Annotated in this window: 19 protein-coding genes and 1 pseudogene; 10 read left to right on the top strand and 10 right to left on the bottom strand. The window is 65.5% G+C overall.

Annotated features, from left to right (window positions below):
* Nucleotide 1: 1 nt before the first annotated feature.
* Both FMA36_RS10390 and FMA36_RS10385 read right to left on the bottom strand, forming a co-directional pair.
* The gene (locus FMA36_RS10390) at nt 2-967 is read right to left on the bottom strand and encodes a hypothetical protein (protein ID WP_159262240.1); all 966 of its coding nucleotides are present in this window, start codon (nt 965-967) and stop codon (nt 2-4) included.
* 4 nt (nt 968-971) lie between these two features.
* Nucleotides 972-2711, bottom strand: a complete 1740-nt coding sequence (locus tag FMA36_RS10385) for a proton-conducting transporter transmembrane domain-containing protein (protein ID WP_240906328.1) — start codon at nt 2709-2711, stop codon at nt 972-974.
* A gap of 273 nt (nt 2712-2984) precedes the next feature.
* Here FMA36_RS10385 and FMA36_RS10380 point away from each other — a divergent pair.
* Nucleotides 2985-3597: pseudogene (locus FMA36_RS10380) on the top strand (IS5 family transposase); the annotation flags it as partial.
* A 118-nt stretch (nt 3598-3715) separates the two neighbouring features.
* Here FMA36_RS10380 and FMA36_RS10375 read toward each other — a convergent pair.
* From FMA36_RS10375 to FMA36_RS10365, 3 genes are read right to left on the bottom strand one after another with little or no spacing between them, the layout of a single operon-like run.
* Nucleotides 3716-4567: an aldo/keto reductase gene (locus tag FMA36_RS10375; RefSeq protein WP_159262239.1), complete on the bottom strand. Its 852-nt coding sequence runs from the start codon at nt 4565-4567 to the stop codon at nt 3716-3718.
* Nucleotides 4568-4618: 51 nt separating this feature from the next.
* Nucleotides 4619-5065: a DNA polymerase III subunit chi gene (locus FMA36_RS10370; protein WP_159262238.1), complete on the bottom strand. Its 447-nt coding sequence runs from the start codon at nt 5063-5065 to the stop codon at nt 4619-4621.
* 42 nt (nt 5066-5107) lie between these two features.
* Nucleotides 5108-6577 carry a leucyl aminopeptidase gene (locus tag FMA36_RS10365; RefSeq protein WP_167518057.1) on the bottom strand — a complete coding sequence of 490 codons (1470 nt, stop codon included), beginning with the start codon at nt 6575-6577 and terminating at the stop codon, nt 5108-5110.
* A 153-nt stretch (nt 6578-6730) separates the two neighbouring features.
* Between FMA36_RS10365 and cysQ the strand changes: the two genes are divergently transcribed.
* The 9 genes from cysQ (at nt 6731) to rsmA (ending at nt 17669) form a co-directional block, all read left to right on the top strand.
* Entirely contained in the window at nt 6731-7516 is a 786-nt protein-coding gene (cysQ, locus tag FMA36_RS10360) for a 3'(2'),5'-bisphosphate nucleotidase CysQ (protein ID WP_159262236.1), read from the top strand.
* Nucleotides 7517-7526: 10 nt separating this feature from the next.
* Nucleotides 7527-8504 carry an L-threonylcarbamoyladenylate synthase gene (locus FMA36_RS10355; RefSeq protein ID WP_159262235.1) on the top strand — a complete coding sequence of 326 codons (978 nt, stop codon included), beginning with the start codon at nt 7527-7529 and terminating at the stop codon, nt 8502-8504.
* A gap of 38 nt (nt 8505-8542) precedes the next feature.
* The gene (locus FMA36_RS10350) at nt 8543-9196 is read left to right on the top strand and encodes a hypothetical protein (RefSeq protein WP_159262234.1); all 654 of its coding nucleotides are present in this window, start codon (nt 8543-8545) and stop codon (nt 9194-9196) included.
* The gene (locus FMA36_RS10345; RefSeq protein WP_159262233.1) at nt 9193-10650 is read left to right on the top strand and encodes an FAD-binding oxidoreductase; all 1458 of its coding nucleotides are present in this window, start codon (nt 9193-9195) and stop codon (nt 10648-10650) included. Before FMA36_RS10350 ends, FMA36_RS10345 begins: the two co-directional genes overlap by 4 nt.
* Before the next feature lie 100 nt (nt 10651-10750).
* On the top strand, nt 10751-11917 hold the full coding sequence (gene lptF, locus FMA36_RS10340) for an LPS export ABC transporter permease LptF (protein ID WP_159262232.1): 1167 nt from the start codon (nt 10751-10753) through the stop codon (nt 11915-11917).
* A complete protein-coding gene (gene lptG, locus FMA36_RS10335; RefSeq protein WP_159262231.1) occupies nt 11914-13029 on the top strand; it encodes an LPS export ABC transporter permease LptG in 1116 nt (371 codons plus the stop codon). The genes lptF and lptG overlap by 4 nt, the downstream gene beginning before the upstream one ends.
* A complete protein-coding gene (locus tag FMA36_RS10330) occupies nt 13029-15407 on the top strand; it encodes an LPS-assembly protein LptD (protein WP_240906327.1) in 2379 nt (792 codons plus the stop codon). The genes lptG and FMA36_RS10330 overlap by 1 nt, the downstream gene beginning before the upstream one ends.
* Before the next feature lie 25 nt (nt 15408-15432).
* Nucleotides 15433-16809: a peptidylprolyl isomerase gene (locus FMA36_RS10325; RefSeq protein WP_206065077.1), complete on the top strand. Its 1377-nt coding sequence runs from the start codon at nt 15433-15435 to the stop codon at nt 16807-16809.
* 8 nt (nt 16810-16817) lie between these two features.
* A complete protein-coding gene (gene rsmA, locus FMA36_RS10320) occupies nt 16818-17669 on the top strand; it encodes a 16S rRNA (adenine(1518)-N(6)/adenine(1519)-N(6))-dimethyltransferase RsmA (RefSeq protein WP_159262229.1) in 852 nt (283 codons plus the stop codon).
* Between the two features lie 81 nt (nt 17670-17750).
* On the opposite strand, the gene FMA36_RS10315 is transcribed toward rsmA, so the two are convergent.
* The 5 genes from FMA36_RS10315 to FMA36_RS10295 all read right to left on the bottom strand — a co-directional run bounded on the left by FMA36_RS10315 (nt 17751) and on the right by FMA36_RS10295 (nt 21180).
* Nucleotides 17751-18974, bottom strand: a complete 1224-nt coding sequence (locus tag FMA36_RS10315; RefSeq protein ID WP_159262228.1) for an SAM-dependent methyltransferase — start codon at nt 18972-18974, stop codon at nt 17751-17753.
* 120 nt (nt 18975-19094) lie between these two features.
* Nucleotides 19095-19685: a 50S ribosomal protein L9 gene (rplI, locus tag FMA36_RS10310; RefSeq protein ID WP_159262227.1), complete on the bottom strand. Its 591-nt coding sequence runs from the start codon at nt 19683-19685 to the stop codon at nt 19095-19097.
* Nucleotides 19686-19698: 13 nt separating this feature from the next.
* On the bottom strand, nt 19699-19974 hold the full coding sequence (gene rpsR, locus FMA36_RS10305; RefSeq protein WP_061271282.1) for a 30S ribosomal protein S18: 276 nt from the start codon (nt 19972-19974) through the stop codon (nt 19699-19701).
* 6 nt (nt 19975-19980) lie between these two features.
* Nucleotides 19981-20466 carry a 30S ribosomal protein S6 gene (rpsF, locus tag FMA36_RS10300; protein ID WP_110567293.1) on the bottom strand — a complete coding sequence of 162 codons (486 nt, stop codon included), beginning with the start codon at nt 20464-20466 and terminating at the stop codon, nt 19981-19983.
* Nucleotides 20467-20625: 159 nt separating this feature from the next.
* Nucleotides 20626-21180 carry a hypothetical protein gene (locus FMA36_RS10295; protein WP_159262226.1) on the bottom strand — a complete coding sequence of 185 codons (555 nt, stop codon included), beginning with the start codon at nt 21178-21180 and terminating at the stop codon, nt 20626-20628.
* Between the last annotated feature and the right edge of the window lie 41 nt (nt 21181-21221).

Genomic DNA, 21221 nt, shown 5'->3' with positions numbered 1-21221 from the left:
CTCAATCCGCTCCCCGGCCCGCAAACAGCAGCACCCCGGCCATCAGGGCGCACAACAGGGCTAGCCCGGCCCGCCAGCCCGCATGCTGCCTGCCCGCCGAGACCACAAACACCCGCAGCCCCGCAACGCACCCGCACGCCAGCAGCATATGCACAGCCCACAATCCCATCGCCCCCAGCAGCGACACGCCCCGCCATGAGCGGGCCATGAGATCGGGCTCGACAATCCCTTCGGGCCAGACCAGCTCACGCGCCACCATCATCCACACCACCGCCAGCAGGTCACGCGCATAGAGCGCCACCGCGCGGTCGGGGCCTGCCAGATCCTCCAGCATGGTGGCAAACAGCCGTAACGCCGCGCCATCGCTTTCCTCCACCCCCGCCAGCACCAGTGCTGCCGCCACCAGCGCCAGCGGCACGCGCACCACATTCATATCCGCCACATGTGCCTGCCGCACCAGCCCCGCCAGCGTGCCATCGGGCAGGCACAACCCCAGCACCACGCACACCAGCAGCAGCACGGGCTGGATCATGATGCCCATGCAAGCCGCCTTCAGCCCCGCATGGCCGGGCCGGGCCAGACCTGCGGCAAGGGCCGTGACCACAAGGGCCAGAAACGCCATTTCCAGCAGGCCACCCACGATCAGCAGGTCCGACAGGTCGCTGCCGGGCAGGCCGATGCAGAATGAGGGCACCAGCCCTGCCGCAGCCAGGCCTGCCGCAAGGCCAAGCCAGGGGGCGACCGCCGTAACCTGCCCGCCTGCTGCCGAGCGCACCCCCGCCTGCCGCCAGGCATGGCGCAGCACGCGCCAGTGGGCCAGCGGAGCGGGCGGCCGACGCTCGCCCTGCATGCAGGTAGCCATCCAGCGCAGCAGGGCAACCCAGACCGGCGCCATCAGTGCAACCAGCGCCATATGCCAGCCCGCCAGCAACAGCGCCTGCATGCGTGCCACAAGGAACGGTGCCATCTCCCTAACCCTGCCACGCAATGAACATGAGCGCCCCCACGCAGGCCACCACCAGCGCCACCGGCCCCGGCACCCGGCGCCAGTAGCCTGCCCCCGCTATCCGGCCTGCGCACGCCCGCACGAACCTGCGCGCCAGTTGCAGGCCACGCGCGTAATCACGCACGAAACGTTGCCGCGCCCGTGCCGCCACAACCATATCGAGCACCATGCGCGCGGGATTGCCCGGCCCCACCTGCGTCAGCGGATCGCCAAACACCATCCATGGCGGCACGACAGGGGCACCCTGCTGCCACCCCGCCACCTGCCGCGCAGGCCTGCGGCAGGCCAGCCAACGCACCACCGCCACCACGGCCCCCACCAGGGCTACAAACAGGCACAGGCGGGCGGGATGCAGCACGGCACCCCCATCGGGCGATGTCAGGGCGACCGCCGCAAGGCCCGACCACCCGGCCCCTCCCTGCGGGGAAGAGCCTGCCATCAATGCCAGCCAGTATCCCGGCCAGATGGAAACGAGCATGATCGGCAACCCCGCCCCCAGCACGCCCCATTGCTCACGCATGGACGGGTCAGCCGCCCCCGCGCTGCGCGGTATGCGCGGCCTGCCACACAGCATGACCGCGACAATACGCACAAGGGCGAGCATGCGCACCGCCCAGCCCACACCCAGCACGGCCAGCGCCAGCAGCAGCGGCACCTCACCCGCCAGCCCGCCTGCATGCGGCATGGACGCCAGCAGGCGCAGCAGCATCCATATAACAGAAAAACCCAGCAGCGGCGGCAACCCGCTCTCGGCCAGCAGCGCCAGTGCAAACAGCGCGGACAGGCGTGGCATGAGCACGCCCAGACCGCCCAGTCGGAGCAGCGAGAGCGTGCCGGCCTCGCGCTCCATCACATCAAGCACCCGGGCGGCCAGCACGCCAGCAAGCAGCAACCCCGCCACCAGAAGGAAGGTACGTTCGGCGCAACTGGCCATGCCGGGCAGGTCATCGGCCCGTGCCAGCAGCATGAGGCCCGCAAGCATGATGATGATCGCCCCCGTGCCCCCTGCCAACCCGGTCAGGACCCGGCGTGCATCAGGTGCCCGCAGCGCCCGCCATGAGGCCGTCATGTAAAACAGGCACCCCGCCACGATCAGCACACCGCCCCAGCGCATGTCGGCCACCGCCGTGCCTGCGGGCAGGCGCGCCCACAGGCTCATGGCAGCAATCATCGCGGCAATATCGGCCATGTGGAAAGCCCGCAATCCGCGCGAGGCCACCCGCACGGAAAGCGAAAGCCCCAGCAGGCCGCCCGTGCCCACCGCGCACAGCCCCGGCAGCAGCCCCCCCGCCTGCGCGGGGAAAACGCAGCCCGCCGCCAGTAAAAGCAGGGCGATGCGCTCTGCCCCGTGGCACGGGGCACGGCCAAGCGCCAGCAGCACCCAGCCTGCCCCCATGCAGGCCGACACCGGCGCGCCCGTAACCGCAAGCGCTGCCGCAATGCAGGCCGCAAGATCACGCGGGTTGCAGGCAGTAGCGCCCACGAGCCCAAGCGGCAGCAGCAGGGCCAGATCGGGCCGGGTGGTAAAAACGCCCGGCCACGCCACTACCCCACCGGACAGGGTAAAGCCTGCAAGTTCCATGCCCTGCAGCAGGCTCACCGCCAGCCAGCAGGCCGTGAGCACGGGCTGCACCCGGCCCGCCCGTTCCGGCACGAAAGCCAGTAGAGCCGTAAGCAGGGCTGCTACAAGCAGGGCCACGAGCACGATGACAGGAATAATGACAGCCCTCCCGCATGCGCCCGGCAAGCCGGGCTCGTCAGATCATGGGCCGCCGCATTGGGGTGTTACGGCACCCATGGCTTCATCAATCCGCGCCTGATCCGTGCGCGTCAAGATAGGGCCGGTCCTGCTCCCCGGGCGGCATGCCGCAACGGGCACCTGATCTGGCAGGACAGCATGATGGAAGACAGGCAATACGTGTAACCTGTTGCACGCGTCATACCGGTTAAAGGCGGCAATCGGGACACCGTAAAACCTGATGCGCCCCGGGAATACGGTCCGCACAAGACGCTCTACAACCGTTGGAAGCGTTGGGGCGACATGGGCATTTTCATGCAGATGATGGATGGCCTGTCTGCCGCGAAGGCTGAGCCTCAGACTATTATGATTGATGCGACCTATCTCAGGGCACACCGCACGGCTTCAGGCCTGCGGTTAAAAAAGGGATCCAGGCCGCCTGATCGGACGCACTAAAGGGGGCATGAACACCAGGCTGCATGCGGTCACCGATCAGAACGGACGACCGCTGAGCTTCTTTATGACAGCCGGACAGATCAGTGATTACACCGGAGCCTCTGCTCTGCTGGACAGCCTTCCCATAACACAGTGGTTGCTGGCGGATCGGGGTTATGATGCTGACTGGTTCCGGGATGCCCTGAAGGAAAAAGGGATCAGGCCCTGCATTCCGGGAAGAAGGTCCCGCGGAAAACCAGTCAAATACGACAAGCGAAAATACAAAAGACGCAACCGCATCGAAATCATGTTCGGCCGCCTCAAGGGCTGGCGGCGGGTCGCAACACGCTATGACAGATGCCCGACCGTCTTCTTCTCAGCCATCTGCCTCGCTGCAACCGTCATCTTCTGGCTATGAGTCCTGAGCCTAAGCACCACCCTCCCGCCCGCAGAGCGGCATGACAGGTAAAAACGGCCGGGTGCCGCCTTTTTAAATAAAGGCGGCACTTTTTTATTTATACAGGCTGCATGACCCATCAGATCATGGCCAGCGGCTCCTTGCGGCGCGGCGGAGCGATGGCGGCGTCGATCTCGGCAAGGTCATCGCGCGTCAGGGTAATCTCGGTTGCGGCAAAGTTTTCGTGCTGGTGCTTCGGGCTGCCTGCCTTGGGTATGGCCAGCACATTATCCTGCCGCAGCACCCAGGCCAGCGCGATCTGGGCGGGGCTGGCCGGTCCGAGCGAGGTCTTGTGTCGTGCCGCCACCTGCTTGAGCACCGGCGCGCGCAGCAGGTCGCCGCCCTGCCCTAATGGCGAGTAGGCCATGGTCACGATGCCCGCTTCACGGTCACGCGCCAGCAGGTCGAATTCCGCGCCACGGTAGTCGAGGCTGTACAGCACCTGATTGGCAGCACACGGCGTGGTGGCGGTAATGCTTTCCACCTCGCGCATGCCGTCGGTATCGAAGTTCGATACACCCCAGCTACCGATCAGGTCCGCCGCCACCAGATCATCAAAGCCTGCTATGGTTTCCTCCAGCGGCTCGCTCCCCTCCCAGTGCAGCAGGTACAGGTCAAGATATTCGGTGCCCAGCCGCCTGAGCGAGGCCTCGCACGCGCGGCGCACGCCCTTGCGCGATGCGTTTGAGGGCAGCACCTTGCTGACCAGGAACACATCATCACGCCGCCCGCGTATTGCCTCGCCCACCAGTTTTTCCGATCGGCCCGAGCCATACATCTCGGCGGTATCAACCACGCGGATACCGGCCTCAAGCCCTGCATGGATGCTTTTTATTTCATCCGCGCGGCGGCTGTCGCTGTCCCCCATGTTCCATGTGCCCATGCCAAGGGCCGGGACCGTGGTGCCGTTGGGGAAAGTGACCGTTTTCATACGCAACCTGCCTTTCGTCCATGCCGCGCGGGTCTACCCGCGCGATGGTGCCTATTTGCGACGCGCCCAGCCTTTTGGCTGCTGTTGCCAGTAGCTCAGTTCATGCCCGGCCTCGCGCCACGCCACCCAGCGTGCACGCGCACGCGCCACGGCGGCCTCGTCATGGCCATCGAACAGGTCGAACACCCGCTCGAAGGCAGCAAGATCGGGCATTTCCACGCCATCGAGCAGAAAGGCGAAGGTCGCGCCATTGGGCACGTCCTCGCCCTCCGTCAGCCAGATGGGCTGCCATTCCGCGTGCCCCATGGCCCTGGTGCCATGGGGGAGCCACAGCGGGTTGGTGGAGCGCCATAGCCCGTCATCGAGTTCGGCCACCCGCTCGGCCGCGCCGCAGCGGATGACCGCGCGTTTGCCCGCCGCAAGCGTGCGGCCAAGCAGCGCGGGCAGTACTTCCACCGCCTTGGAACGCGTCAGGTGATAGAAGCCGATCTGCGCCATGGAGTTCCCTGTCCTGCCCTGTCCTGCCACGCGGGGCAGGCATTACCCCTCGTAATGCGTGCTGACCAGGCGGTCGAGCAGGCGCACGCCAAAGCCGGTCGCCCCTTTGGGCGCATGCGACGTGGCGCGTGAGGAGAACACCGTGCCCGCGATGTCGAGATGCGCCCATGGCACGTCATTGACAAAGCATTCAAGGAACTTGGCCGCCGTAATCGACCCGCCGGGGCGCCCCCCGATGTTCTTGAGGTCGGCAATGTCCGAGCGCAGCAGTTCAAGGTAGGCGGCATCAAGCGGCATGCGCCACAGCTTCTCGCCCGTGGTCTCGCCCGTGCCGGACAGGTGGCCTGCCAGTTCATCATTGTTCGAGAACAGGCCCGCGCGTTCCACGCCAAGGCTGACCACGATCGCGCCGGTGAGCGTGGCGAGGTTGACCATGAAGCGCGGCTTGAAGCGGTCCTGCGTGTACCACAGCACATCGGCCAGCACGAGGCGGCCTTCGGCATCGGTGTTGAGCACTTCCACCGTCTGGCCTGCCGCCGTGCGCACCACATCACCGGGGCGCTGGGCGTTGCCGGACAGCATGTTCTCGACAAGGCCCACCACGCCCACGGCATTGACCTTCGCCTTGCGCCCGGCCAGCGCCGCCATGGTGCCGACAACGGCGGCGGCACCACCCATGTCGGTTTTCATCTCGTCCATGCCAGCGGCGGGCTTGATCGAGATGCCGCCGGAATCAAACGTAACCCCCTTGCCCACGAAAGCCACCGGGGCCTCGCCTTTGGTCCCGCCATTCCAGCGCATGATGACCGTGCGCGGCGGCGCGTCACTGCCCTGGGCCACGCCAAGCAGCGCGCCAAAGCCCAGCTTGTGCATGGCGTCACGGTCGAGCACTTCCACTTCCACGCCAAGGTCGCGCAGGGCCAGGATGCGCTGCTCGAATTCGGGCGGACGCAGCATGTTGGCGGGCTCGGATACGAGGTCACGGCACAGGAACACGCCCCGCGCCACCGCCAGCAGCGGCTGCCATGCCGCCTGTGCTGCCGCCGGATCGGCGGCCAGCACGCTCACTGTCGCCAGCTTGCCCGTCTCGCCCTTGCGCGGGGTGGTGCGATACGAATCGAAACGGTAGCTGCCCAGCACGGCACCCAGCGCCACATGGCCGGCAAGACCGGGGGTAAGGCTGTCTGCCACGATCGTGCCCTGCTCGCCGCCCTGCGCCAGGGCGCGCGCTGCAGCAACGCCCGCGCGTTCGGCCTGCGTTGCGCACAGCGTGTCCATCGCCCCCAGCCCGACAAGGATCACACGGTCATAACCTGCGCCGGGTGCCAGCACCACGCAGGTCTTGGCGACCTCGAAGCCGAAGTGATCGGCCCTGGCGGCACGGGCCAATGCTCCGCCGGTGGCCGCATCGATCTGGGCAAATACGCCTGCGGGTGCCGTGCCGGAGGGCGCAAGGATGGCGATCGTGCCGCCGGCAGGCGCCGTGGCATCGGAAAAGGCAATATCGAGCATGGGGGTCACGGGGCTCCGCTTGGACTAAAGGGTGGATGAACGGCGTGAAATCCTGCCCCCACATGCGCGATAAGGGCCGGTTTTTCGCCGCCGGGCACCATCAGGGCCGATAAAGGCATGACGGCGCGGCACGAGTAAGCTAATGCGAACAGCATGAATACGCCATCCATGCCAGCTTATGAGGACAGATTCCTTCTGGATCTGGCCCTGCGCCTTGCCGATGAGGCAGCCGAACTGATCCGCGCCATCCGCGCGCGCGGCTTCGCCACCACGGTCAAGACCGACAGCTCCCCCGTAACCGAGGCTGACCACGCGGCGGAGGCGCATATCCTCAAGGGCCTGCGCGCCCATGCGCCCGCCATTCCCGTCGTGGCGGAGGAGGAGATGGCTGCGGGCATCCGCATCGATGCCGGCAGCGAATTCTGGCTGGTCGACCCGCTTGATGGCACGCGCGAATTTGCCGCAGGGCGTGATGATTTTACCGTCAATATCGGCCTGATCCGCAACACCCGGCCCGTGCTTGGTGCCGTGGCCCTGCCCGCCTACCACCAGCTTTATGGCGCGGGCGCGGGGCGCGGGGCCTTTCGCATCGACAAAAATGGCGAGCAGGCAATTCATGTGCGCAAGCCCCCGGCCGAAGGGCTGACCGTGCTGGCCTCGCGCCATTATGCCGATGATCCGCGGCTCAAGGAATTTCTGGGCGGGCATCCCGTCGCCCATCTGGGCAATATCGGCTCGGCGGCCAAGTTCATCCGCGTGGCGGAAGGGCTGGCTGATCTCTACCCCCGCCTCGGCACCACCATGGAGTGGGACACCGCCGCCCCGCAGGCCGTGGTCGAGGCCGCCGGTGGCGCCATCCTCACGCCCGATGGCAAGCCGCTGGCCTATGGCAAGCCCACGTGGCGCAATCCGCACTTCGTGTGTCGCGGGGCACGGTAGGCGAGAGCGCATGCAGACCCGCCTGCTCCCTGACACCCCTGCCGGGATCGAGACCGCAGGCGCGATCCTGCGCGCGGGCGGGCTTGTGGCCTTCGGCACCGAGACGGTCTACGGCCTTGGCGCGGATGCCGGCAATGACCGGGCGGTCGCCGCCATCTACGCCGCCAAGGGCAGGCCGGGGCGCAACCCGCTCATCAGTCACTTTGCCAGTGCTGAGGCTGCTTTTGCGCAGGTCAAGGCAACGCCACTCGCCCATCTGCTGGCCGCGCGGTTCTGGCCCGGCCCGCTGACCATGGTGCTGCCGCAAAAGGCTGGCTGCGCCATCTCGCCCATCGCCACGGCGGGGCTAGACACCGCCGCCGTGCGGGTGCCCGCAGGGGCCACCACGCTGGCGCTGCTGAAAGCGTGCGGCTTTCCCGTCGTGGCCCCTTCGGCCAATCCGTCAGGCAAGGTCAGCCCTTCAGATGCGCAGCATGTGATGGCGGGGCTTGCAGGCCGGATTGACGCGGTGCTCGATTGTGGCCCCTGCCCCGTGGGGGTGGAGAGCACGATCATCGACCTCAGCGGCCCCGTGCCCGTGCTGCTGCGCCCCGGCGGCATCACGCTTGAAGCGCTGGAGGACGCCTGCGGCATGCCCATTACCCTGCCGCAGGCCGCGAGCAATGATGCCCGCCCTTCCGCCCCCGGCCAGCTTTCATCGCATTACGCGCCCGGCCTGCCCGTGCGGCTTGACGCCACGGGCGTGGGCGCGGATGAAGCCCTGCTGGCCTTTGGCGCCCCCCTGCCGGGCAGCCCGCTGGTGTGGAACCTGAGCGAAAGCGGTGATTTGCACGAAGCGGCAGCCCGCCTCTTCGCGGGGCTGCGGTTTCTTGATATGGAGGGGCAGCGCCGGGGGCTGGTCGGGATTGCCGTGCAGCCCGTGCCCCGGCACGCGCTGGGGCGGGCCATCCGCGACCGGCTGACCCGTGCGGCCTGTCCGCGTTCGTAATGATTTCAACCGCATGATCCGACCCTGGTGCAGCTGACATGAGCGATACACAGACAATCGACCCCAGGGAACTGAGAATCCTTTCGGATATTCTCGCCCTGGTGCTGGATGAGAATGCTGGCCAGTCGGAAACGGCGCTTGCGGCCATCCGCGCGCGCGCGGGCAAGAATCAGGTCACGGGCGGCGCGCTCAAGAACCTGTTCACCGCCATCGCCCCCAATCCGCCGCCCAAGGCAGCCCCCAAGCCCCGCGCGCCGCGCACCACCAAGGCCAGTGCTGCCGCCAAGAAAGAGATCGCGGAGTCGCATGCCCGCATTGCCGAGATGGCGGAAAGCATTCGCACGCTCGATGCGGCGCTGCGCGACACGCGGGTTGAACTGCGCGCCTCCCTTGCCCGCAACGATGCCCTGACCGCAGAGCTGCGCCAGACCCAGCAGGCCCGCGCCGAGACACAGGCTGCCCTGTCGGTCGCGCAGAACAGCAGCCGCCCGGCCGGTCGCCGCTCATCAGGCCTGATCGTGGCCGCAGCCGTAGGCGCGCTGACCGGCTTCGCGCTGACCGAGGCCTTTCACCTGCTGGCCCAGCCCAGCCCGGCAGAGGCCAGCGCTACTTACCCGCCGGTGCGCCACCATGGGCAGGCATGGCTCATGCCCTCTTCCTTCCCCTCCCATACAGGACACATGCTGTCATGACCGTATCCCCCTCGCCCGCGCTCACGCGCCCTGACCTGATCGCGCGCTTTACCGATCTGCTCGGCCCGGTTGGCGTGCTGGTGGATGCGACGGATACTGCCAGTTTCTGCACCGACTGGCGCGACCTGTACCATGGCCGCGCTCTGGCCGTGCTCAGGCCCGCCAATACGGCGGAACTCGCCGCCATCGTGCGCCTGTGCAACGAACACGGCGTGCCCATGGTGCCGCAGGGCGGCAATACCAGCATGGTCGGTGGCGCAACGCCTGATGACAGCGGGCGCGAGGTGGTGATCTGCCTGTCGCGCATGAACCGCGTGCGCGGCATTGACCCCGCCGACCTGACCATGGAGGTCGAGGCGGGCGTGACGCTGAAGGCCGCGCAGGACGCAGCCCGTGAGGCGGGCTTCATGCTGCCGCTTTCCATCTCCTCGGAAGGGTCGGCGCAGATGGGCGGCGTGCTGGCCACCAATGCTGGCGGCAACAACACGCTGCGCTATGGCAATGCGCGTGAACTCACGCTTGGCGTCGAGGCGGTCATGCCCGATGGCAGCGTGTTTCATGGCCTGCGCCGCCTGCGCAAGGACAATACCGGCTACGCGCTGCGCCAGTTGCTCATCGGCTCGGAAGGCACGCTGGGCATCATCACCACTGCCATCATCCAGCTCCACCCCCAGCCCCGCGCCATCGAGGCCGCCCTGTGCGCGGTGGATGACGCCGATGCGGCGCTGAAGCTGCTGGGCCTGCTGCGCGCGCGCGACCCCGCACTGGTGCAGGCGTTCGAGTTCATGTCCGGCACCGGCATGGACCTCGTGACCAGCCTGATTGCGGGCACCACCGTGCCGCTTGGTGAACGCGCACCTGCCTATGTGCTGGTTGAACTCGCCACCCCCCGCCCCGATGCCGACCTGCGTGAATACACCGAGGAAGTGCTGGGCGAGGCCCTTGAGGAAGGCATCATCACCGATGCCGTGATTGCCGAGAGTGAAGGCCAGCGCGCGGGGCTGTGGAAACTGCGCGAGGAACATGCCGAGGCCCAGCGCCGCGCGGGGGCCAGCGTCAAGAACGACGTCTCGGTGCCGGTCACGCACGTGCCTGAACTGATCCGCCGCGCAACAAAGGCGTGCGAGGCGCTGATACCGGGCATCCGCCCTGCGCCGTTTGGCCACATGGGTGATGGCAACATCCACTTCAACCTTGTCCAGCCCGAGGGCATGGACCCCGCAGCCTTCCTCGCCCGCAGCCATGACATCATGGATACGGTGGCCGATATCGTGAAAGATCTTGATGGCTCGTTCTCTGCCGAGCACGGGGTCGGTCAGCTCAAGCCCTACATGATGCCCGCATGGCGCGGTGGCGCGGAACTTGCGGCCATGCGCCACATCAAGACCGCCCTCGACCCCAAAAACCTGATGAACCCCGGCAAGGTCCTGCCGCCCGCCCAGCCGGACGCATGAGCTCACGCCCCGCCGTGCCCCGCGTAACAGACTGTTCCACCCCCCCATCCGGGCGGGGTTCACCCCTTTTGCCCCGGCGCGAACAGGGGTAGACAGGGGCATGCCTGCCCTCCGCCCTGGTCCCGATCGCCTCGCGCCGCGCCTGTCGATTCTGGATCGTTACATGCTGCGCCAGCTCCTGCTGGCGCTGGCAGCCAGCACGGGCGCGCTGGCCACGCTGATCTGGCTGACGCAGTCGCTGCATTTCGTCTCGCTGGTGGTGGGGCGCGGACTGTCGTTGCGCGTGTTCCTTGAACTGACCAGCCTGCTCATTCCGTCCTTCGTGGCGGTGATCCTGCCCATCACCACCTTTGTCGTGGTGCAGTTCATCTACCAGCGCTTCGGCACCGACCGCGAACTGACCGTAATGCAGGCGGCAGGCCTCTCGCCTTTCATGATGGCACGGCCGGGGCTGATATGCGCGGCCATTGCCACGGGGGCGTGCCTGCTGCTCAATGTATGGGTGGTGCCGGTATCGTACCACGCCTTCCGGCAGTATGAATTCCAGATCCGCAACCGCATGGCCGCCTTCCTGATTCAGGATGGCGTGTTCACGCAGGTGTCGGACAGCATGACGGTCTATATCCGCACGCGCGACAAGGACGGCACGCTGCATGGCATCATGGTGGAAGATGACCGCACACCCGGTGCCGAGGCCACCATCCTGGCCGAGGAAGGCAACCTCGTGATTGTGGGCGACCAGCCGCGCGTGGTGCTGTTCAACGGCTCGCGGCAGGAAATCGATGCCCATACCGGCCGGCTGAACGTGCTGACCTTCACGCGCAACACCATCGACCTGTCCAGCCCGCACGGCAACCATACCCGCCAGCCCGATGCCAATGAGCTGCCGATAGCACAACTGCTGCACCCGGACATGCACCTGTATTCCCGCCGTGATGAAAGCAAGATGGTCATTGAGGCCTGGCGCCGGCTCAGCACGCCGTTCTGCGCCTTCTCGTTTGCCATGATCGGGCTGCTTGGGGCCATGGGGAGCAATTATTCCCGCCAGGCCAGCATCATCCGCCCGGTGCTTGCCATACTCGGCGTGGTGGCGGTGCAGGCGCTCACGCTTGCGGTGCAGAACCTCGCCTCGCGCAACCTGCAGCTCATGCCGCTGATGTGGATCTGCACGCTGACCCCCGGCCTGATCTGTGCCGCGATCCTGTTCTGGCCCGAAATCCGTGCCGACCGCGAAAAGCCTGCCCCGGCAGGCAGCCCACGCCCATGAACATGGCCTTTACGCTCTCGCTCTACATCGCGCGGCAGTTCACCTATGCCACGCTGGCCGTGATCGCCTTCCTGACCGGGCTGATCACGATGTTCGACTTCATCGACCTGCTGCGCCGGGTCTCGACGCGCCCCAACGTACCGACATCGCTGGTCAGCGAGATCGCGTTCTTGCACATTCCCTTCGCCTGCCTCGAGATCCTGCCTTTTGGCGTGCTGCTCGGCGGCATCATCTGCTTCTGGCGGCTTGCGCGCACGTCGGAGCTGGTGGTGGCACGGGCGGCGGGCATCTCGGCATGGCAGTTCCTGGCCGGTCCGGTCATCTGCGCCATGCTGATCGGCACGGTGGCCACCACCGCCGTCTCGCCGCTTTCGTCTGTCATGTATCGCCGCGCGGAGGCGCTCGACCGGCAGTATCTGCGCGACAATAACGGCAAGTCGCTCAACATGACCGGCGGCACGCTGTGGCTGCGCCAGAGCGATAACGGGCTGGTCAGCCACGGCATGGCCATCATCCACGCCCGCAAGGTCAGGCTCAGTGGCGGGGTGCTGCATGTAGGGGGGATCACCGTCTTCCGCATGGGGCCCGATGATGACCTGATCACCCGCATCGAGGCCGAGAACGGCTATCTGGGCAAGGGGCGGTGGATCCTGACCACAGCCCGCCTGCTGCGCCCCGACGAGATGCCCGAGACGATGGGCGAGATCACGCTCCCCGCCGACCTGACACTGGCCGGGGTGGAGGAAAGCTTCGCCTCGCCCGATACGCTGTCGGTCTGGGCGCTGCCCGGCTTTATCCGCCAGCTCAGGCGCTCTGGCTTTTCCACCATTCGCCACCGGCTGCATTTCCAGACCCTGCTCACGCTGCCGGTGCTGTCGGGCACGATGGCGCTGGTGGCCGCCGGTTTTTCCATGCGGCCCGCGCGCCGCGGCGGCGTGGTGCGCATGATCAGCTTTGGCGTGGCCGCCGGTTTCGCGCTGTTCGCCATCTCCAAGATCGCGGCGCAGTTTGGTGAAACGGGAACACTGCCGCCCCTTCTGGCGGCTTGGGCGCCCACCGTGGCCGGGCTTTGTCTTGCAGTCACGCTACTTCTTCATCTAGAGGACGGTTAATGTCCCGTCCCGCCCCTTCCCCGCGCGCGCCGTCACCCGTACGGCCCCCCGTCGCCATGCGGCGGTTTTCGCGCGGGCTGCTGCTTGCGGCCACGGCGCTGGGCGGGATCGTGTTTGGAGCAGATGCGCGGGCGGACGGGCCGGTACGCGCCATGCCCATTCATGCCCCCAAGAGCCAGCCCGAAGCCCCGGCCTCGTTTACCGGCACGGTGTCGAATACCGACCCGATGACCTTCCAGGCAGACCATGTGGCCTATGACAGCAAGAACGGCATCGCCACATGGACCGGCAACGTGCAGCTGTGGCAGAATGACCAGATCATGCGCGCCGACAAGGTCGTCTATGACCGCAATACCGGCATTGCCGCGGCACGGGGCAACGTGGCCCTTGTCGAGCCTGACGGTACCGTGCTGTTTACCGAATATGCCGAACTGAGCAACGGCATGCGCGATGGCATCATGACGCGCATGTACGCCCAGATGTATGACAATGCCCGCCTTGCCGCCAACGGCCTGCGCCGCACCAACAGCAAGGTCAATGATCTCACGCGCGTGGTCTATACCGCGTGCGAGATCTGTGCCCGCCACCCCGAGCGCGCACCGTTCTGGCAGTTCCGCTCGTATGACGCCACGCATGACCTGCAGCACAAGCGGCTTGAATTCCGCGATGTGTTCTTCGACTTCTTTGGCGTGCCGGTTTTCTACCTGCCCGCTTTCTCCATGACCGACCCGTCCGTGCGGCGGCAGAGCGGGTTCCTGACTCCCGGCTTCACCCCGCATGACCGCTATCTGGGCACCTATGTCACCATCCCGTATTACTGGGTGATCGACCGCTTCTCCGACCTTACGGCAACCGGGCTGTTCGCCACGCGCACCGGGCCGGAACTCATGATGAATTTCCGCCGGTATTTCAATGCCGCGCGCCTCAATGTCAGTGGCAACATTGCCTATGACACCCACCACGACAGCACATACGTCAATACGTTTGGCGATACGGTGGACAGTTCGAACAACCACGGCGTGCAGGGCTACATTTCGGCCAGCGGGCAGGTAAACATCAACAAGACCTGGCGCGCGGGCGGCAACATCCGCTGGGCCAGCTCGCCCAACTACATGCGTGACTACCGCGTCAGCGGCTACGGGCAGGACACGCTCAATTCCAACCTCTACCTTGAAGGCTTTGGCACCGGCTCGTATTCGCGCATTGATGCCGAGGGCTATCAGGGCATGAACCAGGGCATCATCAACAACAAGGACCTGCCGTGGGTGCTGCCGCGCTACACCTACAGCTACTTTGGCCAGCCCGATGCGCTGGGCGGGCGCTTCGCGCTTGATACGACGGATTTCTATGTCTACCGCGAGAACGGCACATCCGACCAGCGTGGCCAGCTTTCGCTCAACTGGGACCGTCCCTTCCATAATTCGCTGGGGCAGATCTGGAACCTGACACTGCATGTCGAGTCCGCCGTCCACCGCGCGACCGACCTCAACGCCCAGCCCAATTTTGGCCGCACGGCGCGCGCGCAGGTGCAGGGCCAGGTGGAACCCACGGTCGCGCTGAAAATGAACTGGCCCTTCCTGCGCAGCTTCAACCACAATACCGGCACCCAGATCCTTGAGCCGATCGTACAGTTCATCGCCGCCCCCAATACCGGCAACAGTAGTTCGCGCAACATCCCCAACGAGGACAGCCTGACCTACGAGTTCACCGATTCCACGCTGTTCGCCATCAACCGCTACGCGGGCACCGACAGGCTTGACGGCGGGCTGCGCGCCAATGTGGGCCTGCACAACAACTGGACATGGAACGGACACCAGATCGACGTGCTGATCGGCGAGAGCTTCCAGGAGCATATCGACCACAACCGCATCCCCTATTCGGGGCTGAACCATCACCTGTCGGATGTGGTGATGGGCACGCACATGGTGCCCAACCAGTATTTCGATTTTGATGGCAAGATGCGGCTCGACCCCTATGCGGGCAAGGTAGACTTTGCCGATGCGCTGGGCAGTGCCGGGTTCCGCCATTTCCGCGTAACGGGTGGCTACCTGTTCGAGCCGGTAACGCCGTATTACTATTACGCCCAGCGCTCCTACGCCACGGCGCCGCCGGCCATTTACTACAAGCCGGTCAGCGAACTGACGCTTGGCGCCGCCTCCAACTGGGATAACTGGCACATCGCCGCCTATCTGCGCCGCAGCCTGTCGCGCAAGGAAAGCGTGGCGGTGGGTGGCGATGCAGGCTACCAGAATGACTGCTTCGGGCTCGATGTCATGTATCTCAAGCAGTACACCACGATTGGTGGCCAACAGAGCAATTCGACCGTAATGTTCTCCCTTACGTTCAAAACCATCGGCACGTTTGGTATAAATGGCTGACCTGATGCGCGAAAGACCGAGCCGGATGTCCCTCTTCCCTGCCACCCGTGGCACAGCCTTCCCCCCCGCACCCTGCAGCCGTGGCCCGCGCCGCATGCTGGCTACAGCCCTGCTGGCCTGCCTGGCGCTGACGGGGCAGCCGCACGCGGCCAGTGCCCGCAGCGCCCATGCCATTGCCCAGCAGGCCCAGGCGGCGGAAGATCAGGATTCCATTGTCGCCACCGTCAACGGCGCGGTGCTGACCAAGCGCGATATCGACACGCGCGGGCGGCTTTTTGCGCTCTCCTCGGGGCTGGATGTGAGCGACGACGTGATGCAGCGCCTGCGCCCGCAGATCGTGCGCCAGCTGATCGATGAAAAGCTTCGCATGCAGGAAATGCTCGACCGCCACATCAACGTGCCCATCCAGCAGATCGCGGGAGCCATTTCGGGCATCGAGCAGCGCAATGGCATGCCCGAGAACGCGCTGCGCAACAAGCTGGCGGAAGACGGCGTGTCGCTGACCACGCTGATCGACCAGATCCGTGTGCAGCTTGGCTGGTCGCAGGTGCTGCGGCAGGAAACGGCGGAACACGGGCGCATTACCGCAGCCGAGATCGAGCAGCGCATGGCCGCGCTCAAGCGCGAGGACGGCAAGCCGGAATACATGATCAGCGAGATCTTCATTCCCGTCGAGGATCAGCGCCACCCCGAAGGCGAGCTGAAATTTACCGAAACCATCATTCAGGAACTGCGCGAGGGTGCGCCCTTCCCCATTGTCGCGGCCCAGTTCTCGCAGGGGCAGAGCGCGCTTGACGGCGGCATGATGGGCTGGACGCAGGAAGACGGGCTTGATCCGCAGGTGGTGGCTGTGGCCCGCCAGATGCCCGATGGCGCCATATCCAACCCCATCCGGGTAGCGGGTGGTTACGTGATCGCCACCATTGCCGAGCGCCGCACGGTGGGCCACCAGATGGTGACCATACTGTCCATCCGGCAGGCCTTCTTCCCCTTCGATGCGCCGCTCGATCCCGAGAACCCGACGGACCAGCAGAAGCAGACGCTCGATGCCGCCAATACCTTTTCCGCCAACGCCAAGAGTTGCGACCAGGTGGAAGCGCAGAACAAGAAAAACGGCGAAAAGCATCCGTCTGACCCCGGCGACCTGATGCTCAACCACCTCAACCCGCAGATGCGCGAAGTGCTCGAGCCGCTTCCGCCTGGCAAGCCAAGCCATCCGCTGGTTTCGGTCGATGGGATTCTGGTGCTGATGGTCTGCTCGCGTGAGGAGCGCAACATCGCCATCCAGACACCCAGCCAGATTGCCGATCACCTGCTGAGCGAGCGCGTGGAGCAGACCTCGCGCCAGCTCAACCGCGACCTGCAGCGCCGCGCCATCATCGACATGCGCTCCAAGACCTGAGTGCTGTCATGACCCTGCCAGAACGCCCCCACGGGCTTGAGCCGCTGCGCGACACCATTGCGCGGCATGGGCTGGATGCACGCAAGGCGCTTGGGCAGCACTTCCTGCTTGATCCGGGCATTACAGCGCGGATAGCAGGCCTGGCGGGCGATCTTGCGGGGCAACATGTGGTCGAGGTCGGCCCCGGCCCCGGTGGCCTGACCCGCGCGCTGCTTGACACACAGGCCACCAGCATCATCGCCGTTGAGGTCGATCCGCGCGCGGTGGCGGTCATTACCGAGCTTGCGGCACACGCGCCGGACCGCCTGCAGATCATCGAGGCGGATGCCATGCGCCAAGATCTTGCCACGCTGTGCCCTGCCCCGCGCCAGATCATTGCCAACCTGCCCTACAATGTGGGTACGCCACTGCTCGTGGGCTGGCTGCGGCAGGCGAGCGCATGGTCGCGGCTGACGCTCATGTTCCAGCAGGAGGTAGCCGAGCGCATCTGTGCCGCCCCCGGCTCCGACCATTATGGCCGGCTGGGCGTGCTGGCGCAGTGGACATGCCGGTGCGGGGTCATGATGCATATTCCCCCCGGTGCGTTCTCGCCGCCGCCCAAGGTTCATTCCGCCGTGGTGGGGCTGATCCCGCATGCCGAGCAGCCCGATACCGCCCTGTTCCGTGCCATGGAGCAGGTCACGGCCGCAGCCTTCGGGCAGCGGCGCAAGATGCTGCGTGGGGCGCTGAAATCCATCGGCGGCGAAGCGCTTCTGGCCGAAGCGGGGATTGAGGGCAGCCGCCGGGCAGAAACGCTCGAGATCGCGGATTTCGACCGCCTCGCCCGCCTGCATGCCCGCCGCAGCGCGGCCATGGCCTGAAGAGAGAAAAGTTTTTGGTGAAGCTTTTTTTGAAAAAAGGCAGCATCCAGAAACATTTATTCTTTAGGGTTATTTCTCTACTCAGGCAGCGCTTTCCACCCGCTGGCCGCGCGCCAGCATGTAGTCACGCGCCAGAGGCAGGGCATCGATTTCACGCGAGAGCGTGAGCTGGAAGTTCATGTGCCCCTGCACGCGAAACGCCAGTTCTGACACCACCAGATAGAACTCGAACATGCGGCAGAAACGCTCATCATACAGCCGGGCGATCTGGGCGCGCCGCGCATTGAAGCGGGTGCGCCAGTGGGCAATGGTGCGGGCATAATGCAGGCGCCAGATCTCGCAATCGGCCAGCCATAGCCCTGCATGCTCCACAGCTCCCACCACCTCGCTCACGGCGGGGGAATAGCCACCGGGAAAGATGTAGCGGTCGATCCACGGATTGGTCACACCCGGCCCTTCCCTGCGGCCTATGGCGTGCAGCACCATTACGCCATCCGGCCGGAGCGCGCGGCGCATGGCGGCAAAAAAGGCAGGGTAATGCGCCACCCCCACATGCTCGAACATGCCGACTGAAATGATCCGGTCATACTGCCGGGCAACAGTGCGGTAATCGAGCAGCTCGAAGCGCACTCTCCCCTCCAGCCCCGCAGCCCGCGCCCGGCCCTGGGCAATATGCAACTGCTCGCTCGACAGCGTGATGCCGGTGACATACGCGCCATAATCACGCGCCAGCGTCAGCCCCAGGCCACCCCAGCCACAGCCCACATCCAGCACGCTCATGCCGGGGCGGTGCAGGTGCAGCTTGGCAGCGAGATGATGCTTTTTGGCAGCCTGCGCCTCGGCCAGCGTTTCGTGCCCGGTGGGGAAGTAGCCGCAGGAATACTGCATGTCCTCATCAAGAAAATGCCGGTACAGCGTGCTGTCGAGGTCATAATGATGGGCGACATTGCGCCGGGCGCGCCCTCGGGTGTTATTCTGCAGCCACGACCGCGCCATGTAGCGCAGGGTGGAAAACACGCGCTCGCCCGCCGGGCTGCGCTCCATCACGTTGCGCATGAGCACATGCATCAGCTCATACAGCGTGCAGCCCACGGGGTGCAGCGTGCCCGCCATATAGGCCTCGCCTACCTTCAGCGCGGGATCGAGCAGCAGGGCACGCGCGGTAGCCGCATCGGCAAGGCGCATGGCCGCCTGCGGGCCGGGCCTGCCCACGTAGCTACGCCGGTCTCCATCAGGGTAATAGACCTCAAGCCGGCCTGATGTAATGAAATGGGCAAAAGCCCGATCCAGCAGTACAGGCGCCATCGGTCTTCTCCCCGCATGCCTTATGCTGCAGCCCGAACGGCAAAAGCCCGGAAGAGTTTCCTCTTCCGGGCTTTCACAACCAGTCCAGCCCCCCGCCAGGCGGGCTGCGGGTCAGGTCAGTCAGACAGCCGGGGTTTCCTCGATGGCGGTTTCTTCCGAAACTTCGCCTTCGGTTACCACGCCTTCATCAGCCAGTGTGGGTTCGTCGTCCAGATCAACGCCGATTTCCTCGCCACGGGCCTGACGCTCTGCTTCTTCCTCAGAGCGGGCAACGTTCACGGTCACCTGCATGGACACTTCCGGGTGCAGGGCAACGCTTACGTCATACAGGCCAAGCTGCTTGATCGGCTCGGGCAGGATCACCTGGTTACGGGTGATGGTCAGGCCAGCCTTGGTCGCCGCTTCAGCGATGTCACGGGTCGTGACCGAGCCATACAGGCTGCCGCTATCACCCGCCTGACGGATCAGGATGACCGACAGGCCGTGCATGCGCTCGGACAGGCGCTCGGCCTCCTCGCGGTTCTTGAGGTTCTGGGCCTCAAGCTGCACGCGCTCACGCTCGAAGCGCTCGCGGTTGTGTGCGTTGGCGCGGATCGCCTTGCCCTGGGGCAGCAGGAAGTTACGGGCATAGCCCGGCTTCACCGTGACGATCTCGCCCATCTGGCCCAGCTTCTCCACGCGCTGGAGCAGGATGAGTTCTACTGCGGACATGATTCTGCCTCCCTCAGCTTACAATGTAGGGCAGCAAAGCCAGGAAACGCGCACGCTTGATGGCCTGGGCCAGTTCACGCTGCTTCTTGGCGGAGACTGCCGTGATGCGGCTGGGAACGATCTTGCCACGCTCGGACAGGAAGCGGCTCAGCAGGCGCACGTCCTTGTAGTCGATCTTCGGCGCGTTGGGGCCGGAGAACGGGCAGGACTTGCGGCGACGGTAGAACGGACGGCGCGCGCCAACCGCAACGCGGCGGGCGGCGGGGTTGATCTCGGTGGTTTCAGACATCAGCTCTTACTCCGCTTCGGCGCTGGCAGTGGCGTTGGCGCGCTGCTGTTCTTCACGCTCGTTACGGGCGCGGAACTCCTCGCGGTCATCGAAATTGCGGCGCGTGCCACGACCGCTCTCGAAACGGCCGGTGGGCTTGGGCCCACGGAAGCCACGCTCACGCTCGTCACCCTTGCGCGACAGGATGACCGAGGGAGCCTCGTCAATCTCGTCGATACGCAGGGTCAGAACGCGCAGGATATCTTCGTTCAGGCCGAGCTGGCGCTCGATTTCCTTGACCGCGGCAGCAGGCGCATCAAGGCCGAGGAGCATGTAGTGGCCCTTGCGGTTCTTCTTGATACGGTAAGCCAGCGTGCGCAGGCCCCAGTATTCGCGCTTCTTGATGGAGCCGGATTCGGCTTCCAGATAGGTGGCGATGCCATCAGCAATGGCTTCGACCTGCTGCTGCGACACGTCATTACGTGCGATCAGCACGGTTTCATACAACGGCATTGGTACTCCCTTCGGATCACTTCAACCCCCGCATGGACAGACACGGTCCGCCATGTTGCCCATAGGGCACGGGTATAGCCGGGGGCGATGCCACGCACCCGGCAGGGAAGGAGCGGGTTGAAACACAAACCCCGCCCCTGCACAAGGAAAAAGTACGGTTTACTTCGGATCTTTCGGCGCCAGCCATGTGAAGACCGGCTCGGGCGAGACCATCTGCGGCTCATCATGGCGGAACCCCGTGACCGACTTGACCACCGCAAGCGGCACGTCAAGCATCGGGCCGGGACCACGGATCTCGCCCTGCGTCATCATGGCGCGGGTGGCGGCAAAGGCCTCCTTGTGCAGCGCGGGCACGGCGGGTGGCGCCTCGCCACGGATATCGAGCGCAAGCATTTCCCCTCCGCGCCCGTCATGCACCACGCTCCAGCGTTCCTCGCCCGCCTCGTAGCCCTGCGCCTGGCTTACGGGGTCGACGCTCCCGACATCGCACGTCACCAGCCTGCCCTCGCGCACCAGGGTCTTGCGGTCGTAATCGGCCAGCAGCCCGCTATCGTTATCGACGCGGATGACAAACCACCCGTTGGGCAGGTCGGCTATGGCATAAGGTGCCTCACCACCCGGATCGGGCGTGCCGGTGTCACGCAGGCCGAGCGCATCGAGCAGGGCAGCCCGATCTACGCCGTGGAATTTATAGTAGGATACGTCGAACTCCATTGCCCTCTCTCCAATTATGCAACAGAGAGGAAATGGTAACG

The sequence above is a fragment of the Komagataeibacter xylinus genome, from assembly GCF_009834365.1.
GTDB lineage: Bacteria > Pseudomonadota > Alphaproteobacteria > Acetobacterales > Acetobacteraceae > Komagataeibacter > Komagataeibacter xylinus_D.
This window is presented reverse-complemented; position numbering and strand designations above follow the sequence as displayed.

Bases quoted from the DNA above. Each gene is read 5' to 3' on its own strand.
- FMA36_RS10390 (WP_159262240.1), bottom strand. From the start codon at position 967: ATGGCACCGTTCCTTGTGGCACGCATGCAGGCGCTGTTGCTGGCGGGC.
- FMA36_RS10375 (WP_159262239.1), bottom strand. From the start codon at position 4,567: ATGAAAACGGTCACTTTCCCCAACGGCACCACGGTCCCGGCCCTTGGC.
- FMA36_RS10370 (WP_159262238.1), bottom strand. From the start codon at position 5,065: ATGGCGCAGATCGGCTTCTATCACCTGACGCGTTCCAAGGCGGTGGAA.
- FMA36_RS10365 (WP_167518057.1), bottom strand. From the start codon at position 6,577: ATGCTCGATATTGCCTTTTCCGATGCCACGGCGCCTGCCGGCGGCACG.
- cysQ (WP_159262236.1), top strand. From the start codon at position 6,731: ATGAATACGCCATCCATGCCAGCTTATGAGGACAGATTCCTTCTGGAT.
- FMA36_RS10355 (WP_159262235.1), top strand. From the start codon at position 7,527: ATGCAGACCCGCCTGCTCCCTGACACCCCTGCCGGGATCGAGACCGCA.
- FMA36_RS10350 (WP_159262234.1), top strand. From the start codon at position 8,543: ATGAGCGATACACAGACAATCGACCCCAGGGAACTGAGAATCCTTTCG.
- FMA36_RS10345 (WP_159262233.1), top strand. From the start codon at position 9,193: ATGACCGTATCCCCCTCGCCCGCGCTCACGCGCCCTGACCTGATCGCG.
- lptF (WP_159262232.1), top strand. From the start codon at position 10,751: ATGCCTGCCCTCCGCCCTGGTCCCGATCGCCTCGCGCCGCGCCTGTCG.
- lptG (WP_159262231.1), top strand. From the start codon at position 11,914: ATGAACATGGCCTTTACGCTCTCGCTCTACATCGCGCGGCAGTTCACC.
- FMA36_RS10330 (WP_240906327.1), top strand. From the start codon at position 13,029: ATGTCCCGTCCCGCCCCTTCCCCGCGCGCGCCGTCACCCGTACGGCCC.
- FMA36_RS10325 (WP_206065077.1), top strand. From the start codon at position 15,433: ATGTCCCTCTTCCCTGCCACCCGTGGCACAGCCTTCCCCCCCGCACCC.
- rsmA (WP_159262229.1), top strand. From the start codon at position 16,818: ATGACCCTGCCAGAACGCCCCCACGGGCTTGAGCCGCTGCGCGACACC.
- FMA36_RS10315 (WP_159262228.1), bottom strand. From the start codon at position 18,974: ATGGCGCCTGTACTGCTGGATCGGGCTTTTGCCCATTTCATTACATCA.
- rplI (WP_159262227.1), bottom strand. From the start codon at position 19,685: ATGTCCGCAGTAGAACTCATCCTGCTCCAGCGCGTGGAGAAGCTGGGC.
- rpsR (WP_061271282.1), bottom strand. From the start codon at position 19,974: ATGTCTGAAACCACCGAGATCAACCCCGCCGCCCGCCGCGTTGCGGTT.
- rpsF (WP_110567293.1), bottom strand. From the start codon at position 20,466: ATGCCGTTGTATGAAACCGTGCTGATCGCACGTAATGACGTGTCGCAG.
- FMA36_RS10295 (WP_159262226.1), bottom strand. From the start codon at position 21,180: ATGGAGTTCGACGTATCCTACTATAAATTCCACGGCGTAGATCGGGCT.